Source organism: Ilumatobacter sp. (genome assembly GCF_049588435.1).
GTDB lineage: Bacteria > Actinomycetota > Acidimicrobiia > Acidimicrobiales > Ilumatobacteraceae > Ilumatobacter_A.
The window spans coordinates 1-2,182 of record NZ_JBAVYV010000542.1 but is presented as its reverse complement, the minus strand read 5'-3'; the positions used below and the strand labels follow the sequence as shown (position 1 = coordinate 2,182).

The window sequence follows — 2,182 nt, the reverse complement described above, 5'->3', positions numbered from 1 at the left end:
TCATCTCGTCATCGTCGCGGGCGGCGAAGCTCACCGCCATCGGGAGGTCGATCGCGACGACCGGGCGTCCTCGTTCGTTCGCCCAGGCGATCGCCTGCCACTCGGGGCTGAACGTGGCAAAGGGGACGAAGCGCGCGCGGCCGGGATCGTTGGCCACGTATCCGAGGAGTGCGACGGGCGGGTCGAGGCCCGTTTGTCCCACCCAACCGAGGCTGGATTCGATGTCGGCAGGCGCCTCGACGAGCACGGCGTCGGGATCGAGTTCGTCGAGCGCGCTGACCACCGACCGTGCCGAACCCGGACCGTGGTGCCGGATCCCGAGCAGGTGAACCGTCACATCAACCCCTCGACGATGCACATCGGTGCCAGGCACCAATGTGCATTTCCCAATGTGCATTTTTGTGGTGGTTCGGCCGAGTCGTCACGTGTCGAGATCGCGGCATGCCTCGTAGAAGTCTCCCCAGTCGGGGCGTTCCGCGACCACACCTTCGAGATACTCGCGCCATGCGACCGCGTCGTGGATCGGATCGCTGACCACGGCTCCGACGATTCCGGCGGCGACATCGACCGGGGTCAGCGTGCCATCGCCGAAGTGGGTCGCGAGGGCCGATCCGTTGGTGACCACCGAGATCGCCTCGGCGGTCGACAGGGTGCCCGACGGGACCTTCAACGACGTCCGCTCGTCGAGCGTCAGTCCGTTGCGGAGCTCGCGGAAGATGGTGACCACGCGGCGGATCTCGTCCGCTGCGGACGGAATTTCCGGAAGCGCGAGCGCACGGCCGAGTTCTTCGACGCGTTGCGACACGATCGCGACCTCGTCCTCGATCGTCGCCGGGAGCGGCAACACCACCGTGTTGAAGCGTCGTCGCAATGCCGACGAGATGTCGTTGACACCTCGATCGCGATCGTTCGCCGTGGCGATCAGATTGAAGCCCGGGACGGCCAACAGTTCCGTGTCGAGTTCGGGGATCGGCAGCACCTTCTCGGACAGCACGGTGACGAGCGCGTCCTGCACCTCCGGTGGCATCCGGGTGAGTTCCTCGACGCGCACGATCGCCCCGCGTGCCATCCCGCGATGGATCGGGCTTGGCACGAGAGCGGCTTCGCTCGGTCCGTCGGCGAGCAGGCGGGCATAGTTCCACCCGTAACGCAGCGTCTCCTCGGTCGTCCCCGCCGTGCCCTGGATCAGCAGGGTCGAGTCTCCACTGATCGCGGCGGCGAGGTGCTCACCAACCCAGGTCTTGGCCGTTCCCGGGACGCCGAGCAGGAGCACGGCCCGATCCGTCGCGAGCGTCGCGGTCGCGATCTCGATGAGGCGACGCGAGCCGACGTACTTGGGGATGATCACCCGGTCCGACGATCCGCCGACCGGTCCGCCCATCAGGTAACGGACGACCGCCCACGGTGAGAGCTTCCATCCCGGTGGGCGGGGACGATCGTCGACCTCGACGAGCGCGGCGAGCTCGTCGGCGTACTCGTGCTCGGCGTGCGGACGCAGGACGGTGGTCGCGGCGACGTCGCTCATCGTCGGGACGTTACCCGGGCTCCTCGCTGCGTCCGGATCCCGCGAGTTCGTCGAGCATCCGGCTGCGCGTGGTGGCGAGATCGGCGAGCACCGACGCGAGGCCGTGCCCCGGGGAGCGGGGATCGACCGCGCCGAGGACGTCGGCGAGATCGACGAGACCTTCGGGCGCGCACCGTGCGATGACGTTGACGAGGACGGCCCGATGTGCCTCGACCAGCGTGCGGTCCTCGAGACCGATCGCGATCGAACCGCCGGCCTCGCTCCCCGATCGGGCGACCAGCGGTGCCAACTCGGGCGGGATCGGCAGGTCCGGGAGTTCACCGAGGTGTTCGCGTTCGGCCGTGGTGAGCGCGCGCCCGGTCGAGCTGTCGTCGAGATCGGGAACGTGGCCGATCAGCCACACTGCGAGCGGCCCCGCGGCGATCATCACGCGTGTTCGCCGAACCGGATCACGACGGTGTCGGCGCAGGGCCTGCGGTACGAGCTCGGGAGCGAGTCGACGACCGGTCTGGATCAGCGTGATCATCCACTCGTCTTCGAGCACCGGCCACGAGGACGTGATGTGGTGCCAGCGTTCCGCCGCTGCCGGTGTGCAGACGGGACGATCGTCCGGCTCGGGCGGTGCGAGCAGATCGGCGGGCGCGGCGGGACGGACTC

2 protein-coding genes and 1 pseudogene are annotated in these 2,182 nt (G+C 68.7%); all 3 read right to left on the bottom strand.

Annotated elements, in window-relative coordinates:
• The coding region (locus WBV89_RS20450; RefSeq protein ID WP_423983172.1) for a DUF5682 family protein at positions 1-337 on the bottom strand (337 nt) is incomplete at its 3' end.
• A gap of 84 nt (positions 338-421) precedes the next feature.
• Complete coding sequence (locus tag WBV89_RS20445; RefSeq protein WP_423983171.1) at positions 422-1,525, bottom strand: ATP-binding protein; 1,104 nt, start codon at positions 1,523-1,525, stop codon at positions 422-424.
• A gap of 10 nt (positions 1,526-1,535) precedes the next feature.
• Positions 1,536-2,182 (bottom strand): annotated as a pseudogene (locus tag WBV89_RS20440) (hypothetical protein); the annotation flags it as partial.